The following is a 5,421-nucleotide window of genomic DNA, read 5'->3' as shown; positions in this document are numbered from 1 at the left end:
GTTAGTATCAATTTTGTTCTATATTATTTAATTTAATAGTTATTGTCAGATTGGATTTAAACTTCCTAAAAGCACAAAGTTATTTACAGACTCTTTTTAGATACAGCTTTAATTGCATCTTTAATATTGTCTGCCATTTTGTTTCCTCCTTTTAATAAAAATAAATTAATATTTTGATAACTAATAACCTTACAAGAATTAGATTCTTGTTTTATAGATATTTAAAGAGACTATTTTAATCCCTTTATCTCTCTTCCTACTTGTATAGTATTCATATCTATATTTTAAGTTAATGTTTTCAGTTATTTTTATCAAAAAATTATACTATTTATTTGATTCACAAATATGGCCAAAATTTAATAAACTTTTTATTTCTTCAATATCTTTGTTCAGCGAATCAATTGTTTTTTTCATTTCTTGAATTTTTTCATTATAGTTTTCCATCAGTTTTTTATTTGGCAATTCAGATACACAGATTTGAATTTGATAAGGGCTTTTTATCATAGTAGTTTTATTTTTGTCCTCAAAAAATTGTTCGTTTTTTTCTTTATTTTTTAGGTAAATCTGAACATCACATAATATGAATTTTAACATTTTAGTATTCCATGCTATCTTTGAATTATTGTTATTTATAAAGCCCTCCTCATCATTTAAATGAAATAAGCTTTTAAGTTGTTCCTCATTAGACGTTACTGCTTCAATAACTTCTGATGTAATGAGTTTAGGTATGTCCATCCTTTCCATTTTCTCACCTCCTTCTTCACTAGCAATATCTATATTATGTTATTAACAATACATATGTGCTTTATTTTACATAAGTTTAAATATATATTTACAATATTTTGAGTAAAAGCTTTTTTATTATAATGAAATTGTTTAAAATATATAGTGGGAGGTAATATATATGATAATAGCAAAAAAAGTGGAGACTAAAAAAGAATTAGATTATGTTAAATTATTTTTAGTTAAAAATGATGAATTATTTAATATATGCAAAACAGATATTGTTTTCATAATGGAAGATAATAACCAAATAATAGGTGCTGCTATTTGCAATATTGAAACACAAAATTATACTAGAGGTCTACTTAAGTTATTATTCATTGCTAAAAACAAAAGAAATAAAAGATATGGAGATGGCTTATTGAGAGCTCTTTTGAATTATTGTGACATACATGGAATAAAAGATATCTATTTTGAAGAAATAGATGAATATCTTATTAACTTTGGTTTTTTTCCAATTGATAGTTTAAATAGTAACAATACACTATATTTAAATACCGAAAAATTTTTTTCTCAAAAATGCTGTAATAGGGAGTCTTGACATATGGATAAATCTTATTTTAAAAACGCTTTAAGCTTTAGTCATGAATTAATGAAATCTAAAATAAAAAAAGGAGATACTGTAGTAGATGCCACTGCTGGAAATGGAAATGATACTGTTTTATTGGCGAAACTTGTGGGTGAAAATGGAAAGATATATGCCTTTGATATTCAAGATATAGCAATAAATCTTACAAAGAAAAAGCTATCAGATAAAAAATTATTAAATAGAACAAGACTTATATACGACGGACATGAAAATATAAAAAAGTATTTAACTGATAAAATAGATTTTGCAATATTTAATTTAGGCTATCTGCCTAAAGGTGATCATACTATAATTACTAAGCCTAAAACTACCATAAAAGCTATAAAGTATTTATTAGAGTTACTTAATCCTGAAGGTATAATTGCTATAGTGTCCTATTGGGGACATACAGGAGGAAGTGAAGAAAAAATAGCTTTAGAAGAATATATATCTACATTGGATCAAAAACTATATTCGGTAATAAAACATACATTTATTAACCAAAAGAATAATCCCCCAATATTCTTCGGAATAAAAAAGTCATAATTGTCATTTTCTTAAAATGGTAAAAATTTTTCCAATATAGACAATAAAGTTTATCCCGTTTAAAAATAAGTCCTTTAAACAGGGCTTATTTTTAAATATAATTAAATAATTTATAGGAGGAATTTATTATGAATATTCTGATATCTAATGATGATGGTATAAATGCAATAGGTATTAAATTATTAGCAGAAGAATTGACTAAGTTAGGACATGTAACTGTAGTAGCCCCAGATAGAGAAAGAAGTGCTACAGGCCATGCAATAACTATACACAATCCTTTGAGGGTTGAAAAAATTGAAAATTATTATAAACAAATAAATGCTTGGAGTGTAAATGGTACTCCTGGAGACTGTGTAAAAATTGCTGTAGAATCTATTTTGAACCAAAAGCCTGATTTAGTAGTATCAGGAATTAATAATGGACCTAATTTAGGGTCAGATGTACTCTACTCTGGAACTGTATCTGCAGCCATGGAAGGGTCCATACAAGGCATTCCATCTATAGCCATATCATTAGCAGATTTTGGAGATAAAATGAATTATGAAGGTGCAGCAAAATACTCTTGCAAATTAGTAAATATAATTATGAAAAAGTTAAAAAATAATAAGGGATTATTTAATGTAAATGTACCTTCTGCTTCAATGGAAGATATAAAAGGTATAAAATTTACCCATCTAGGTATAAGAAAATATGAAGATAATTATGTTAAAAGACAAGACCCTATGGGACGAAATTATTATTGGTTATCAGGAAGACTGGTAAAAACTGAAAATAAAGAGGAAAGTGACATAGGTGCTATTGAAAAAAATTTCATCTCAATAACTCCATTACATTATGACTTAACTGATTATGATTTTTTAAAGAAGTTAAATAATACAAAATAACAATATTAACGAATATTGCATAAAATGAAACTGAGCCTTCATTATATTGACTATTATTACAAAGATGTAATAAAAATTGCAAGTTGTAATTCTTTTTGATATCCTTTTGGTGCAAATGTTATTATATTTAAATATTATCTTCAAGGGGGGCTAATATTGATAGTAGATAATATTATCAAAATTAATATTAATAAGGATTGGTGTAAAGGCTGTGGAATTTGTGTTAGATTCTGTCCCAAAAATGTTTTAGAACTTAAAAACGGAATTGTAAATATAAAAGATGAGTCCGCATGTATTAAATGCAAATTATGTGAGTTAAGATGTCCAGACTACGCTATATTCTTGGAGAAGGGGGATATAAATGGATAATGTTAAACTGATGCAGGGAAATGAAGCCTGTGTGGAGGGTGCGATAAAAGCAGGAATGAGATTTTTTGCAGGATACCCCATAACTCCTTCCACAGAAATTGCAGAGTTATCGGCTCAAAAGCTTCCCAGATACGGGGGAAGATTTATTCAAATGGAAGATGAAATTGCCAGTATGGCTGCTATTATCGGTGCATCTTTGACAGGATTAAAGGCTATGACGGCAACTAGTGGACCAGGTTTTTCTCTTAAGCAAGAAAATATAGGATATGCTTCTATGGCAGAAGTTCCTTGTGTAGTAGTTAATGTACAAAGAGGTGGTCCCAGTACAGGATTGCCTACGTCACCTTCTCAAGGAGATGTAATGCAAGCAAGATGGGGAACCCATGGAGATCATGGAATAATTGCCTTCAGTCCCTCTTCTGTACGAGAAACTTTTGATATCACTATAGCTGCTTTTAACTACTCTGAAAAATATAGGGTTCCAGTAATTTTACTTATGGATGAAACCGTTGCACATTTAAGAGAAAAGGTTGAATTGCCAACAGATGAAGAAATAAATATTTACAATAGAATTGAACCTTCTAATATAAAACAAGAGGACTTCAAAGCATATAGAGTAAGGAAAGGAAATACTGTACCAACTATGACCCCCTTTGGAGGAAAATATAGATATCATGTTACTGGATTAGCTCATGATGAAACAGGTTTTCCTACAAATAATAAAGAGGAAGCGGAAAAATTAATTGAGAGACTCGTTTATAAGTTAGAAAAAAATATAGATGATATTTCATTGTATGAGGAATATAGATTAGATGATGCAGAATTAGCAATTATATCGTATGGTGGTACTGCTCGTTCTGCCAAAAGTGCTATAGACTGCCTTAGAGAACAAGGTATTAAAGTTGGGCTATTTAGACCTATTACTATTTGGCCTTTTATGGAGAATAAAGTGATTCAATTAGGAAAAAAATTCAAAAAAATACTAGTAGTAGAAATGAACCTTGGGCAATATGTATTAGAAGTAGAGAGAGTGGCCTCTAAATATTGTGATATATTTAGATATGGTAGAGTAAATGGTAAATTAATTCATCCAGATGAAATAATCTCTAAGGTTAAGGAGGTATATAAAAATGCCTAACCAATTGATTAAAAAGTATTTTAGAATGGATAAATTGCCCCATATATGGTGTCCTGGATGTGGTCATGGTATTATAATGCACTCTGTTATAAGGGCAATAGATAATTTAGGGTTAGATAAAAATAATGTATGTATAGTTTCAGGTATCGGTTGTTCTTCAAGGGCACCAGGTTATTTAGATTTCAATACTTTGCATACTACTCATGGTAGAGCTCTAGCCTTTGCCACAGGAATTAAAATGGCAAATCCAAATTTAGATGTTATAGTACTTACTGGAGATGGAGATTCTTCTGCTATAGGAGGCAATCACCTTATACATGCAGCGAGAAGAAATATAGATATTACTACGATCGTTTTTAATAATAATATCTATGGAATGACTGGTGGTCAGTATTCTCCAACTACAGCCACTGGAGACAAGGGCACTACAGCACCTTATGGTAATATAGATAGGGCCTTTGATCTTTGTGACTTAGCAAAAGGAGCTGGATCTACCTATGTAGGAAGAGCTACAGTATACCATCCCAATGTCATTACAAAACTTACTGAAGAAGGTATAAAAAATAAAGGCTTTTCTTTCATAGAAGCAGTAAGTATATGTCCCACATACTATGGTCGGAAAAATAGAAAGGGTACTTCTGTAGATATGATGGATTATTTAAAAACTACTTCAATAAATGTTAAAAGTTTATCTGAAAAAGAAAAATGGAATAATATAGAAAAAATAGTTATTGGGGAATTATATAATATGCCAGCATCTGAATATACAGAAAAATATCAAAATATAATTGATATCTTTGAAAAGCAATCTGGTAATATGTCAAGATAATATTTTAAAATAAAACAAAAGAAATGTTTAAAAAAGGGTAACCTTAATAGAACCTATGGTTTTTGCAAAAAAAAACAGGTTTAGGATAGGAAAATATTTTATTGAATCTCTCCAACTTTATCATTGGAGTAGATTTGATTTTTAGTCAGCAAGCTAAAAATCAGGCGTACTAATTTACGAGATGTAAGTGCGAGTGCTCTTTTGTGCTGGTGAGTAGTTACTTCACCATATTTTTTGTAGTAATATTCTTTGTACTCAGGATTGAGATTTTTAACACTGTTAGCAGCCTCAATCAAGTAGTATC

General features: G+C 29.4%; 7 protein-coding genes and 1 pseudogene. 6 read left to right on the top strand and 2 right to left on the bottom strand.

Features of this window, described 5'->3' with window-relative positions:
• Positions 1 to 324: 324 nt before the first annotated feature.
• Positions 325 to 744 carry a hypothetical protein gene (locus Q326_RS0114690; RefSeq protein ID WP_026896048.1) on the bottom strand — a complete coding sequence of 140 codons (420 nt, stop codon included), beginning with the start codon at positions 742 to 744 and terminating at the stop codon, positions 325 to 327.
• Between the two features lie 160 nt (positions 745 to 904).
• Between Q326_RS0114690 and Q326_RS0114685 the strand changes: the two genes are divergently transcribed.
• The 6 genes from Q326_RS0114685 to Q326_RS0114660 all read left to right on the top strand — a co-directional run bounded on the left by Q326_RS0114685 (position 905) and on the right by Q326_RS0114660 (position 5,117).
• Entirely contained in the window at positions 905 to 1,324 is a 420-nt protein-coding gene (locus Q326_RS0114685; protein ID WP_026896047.1) for a GNAT family N-acetyltransferase, read from the top strand.
• Positions 1,325 to 1,327: 3 nt separating this feature from the next.
• Positions 1,328 to 1,897 (top strand): tRNA 5-(aminomethyl)-2-thiouridylate-methyltransferase MnmM, encoded by a 570-nt coding sequence (gene mnmM, locus Q326_RS0114680; RefSeq protein ID WP_026896046.1) that lies wholly within the window; start codon positions 1,328 to 1,330, stop codon positions 1,895 to 1,897.
• Positions 1,898 to 2,025: 128 nt separating this feature from the next.
• A complete protein-coding gene (gene surE / locus Q326_RS0114675) occupies positions 2,026 to 2,781 on the top strand; it encodes a 5'/3'-nucleotidase SurE (protein WP_026896045.1) in 756 nt (251 codons plus the stop codon).
• A 156-nt stretch (positions 2,782 to 2,937) separates the two neighbouring features.
• Positions 2,938 to 3,150: a ferredoxin family protein gene (locus Q326_RS0114670; protein WP_245592119.1), complete on the top strand. Its 213-nt coding sequence runs from the start codon at positions 2,938 to 2,940 to the stop codon at positions 3,148 to 3,150.
• A complete protein-coding gene (locus Q326_RS0114665; protein ID WP_026896043.1) occupies positions 3,143 to 4,288 on the top strand; it encodes a 2-oxoacid:acceptor oxidoreductase subunit alpha in 1,146 nt (381 codons plus the stop codon). Before Q326_RS0114670 ends, Q326_RS0114665 begins: the two co-directional genes overlap by 8 nt.
• A complete protein-coding gene (locus tag Q326_RS0114660; protein ID WP_026896042.1) occupies positions 4,281 to 5,117 on the top strand; it encodes a 2-oxoacid:ferredoxin oxidoreductase subunit beta in 837 nt (278 codons plus the stop codon). Before Q326_RS0114665 ends, Q326_RS0114660 begins: the two co-directional genes overlap by 8 nt.
• A gap of 98 nt (positions 5,118 to 5,215) precedes the next feature.
• On the opposite strand, the pseudogene Q326_RS18820 reads toward Q326_RS0114660, so the two are convergent.
• Positions 5,216 to 5,421, bottom strand: a pseudogene (locus Q326_RS18820) (IS110 family transposase); the annotation flags it as partial.

This window comes from Clostridiisalibacter paucivorans DSM 22131 (genome assembly GCF_000620125.1).
Lineage (GTDB): Bacteria > Bacillota > Clostridia > Tissierellales > Clostridiisalibacteraceae > Clostridiisalibacter > Clostridiisalibacter paucivorans.
The sequence above is the reverse complement of the archived record's forward strand: the minus strand, read 5'-3'. Positions and strand labels throughout refer to the sequence as shown.

Coding starts and splice junctions, on each gene's coding strand:
- Q326_RS0114685 (WP_026896047.1), top strand. CDS start 905: ATGATAATAGCAAAAAAAGTGGAGACTAAAAAAGAATTAGATTATGTT.
- Q326_RS0114665 (WP_026896043.1), top strand. CDS start 3,143: ATGGATAATGTTAAACTGATGCAGGGAAATGAAGCCTGTGTGGAGGGT.
- surE (WP_026896045.1), top strand. CDS start 2,026: ATGAATATTCTGATATCTAATGATGATGGTATAAATGCAATAGGTATT.
- mnmM (WP_026896046.1), top strand. CDS start 1,328: ATGGATAAATCTTATTTTAAAAACGCTTTAAGCTTTAGTCATGAATTA.
- Q326_RS0114660 (WP_026896042.1), top strand. CDS start 4,281: ATGCCTAACCAATTGATTAAAAAGTATTTTAGAATGGATAAATTGCCC.
- Q326_RS0114690 (WP_026896048.1), bottom strand. CDS start 744: ATGGAAAGGATGGACATACCTAAACTCATTACATCAGAAGTTATTGAA.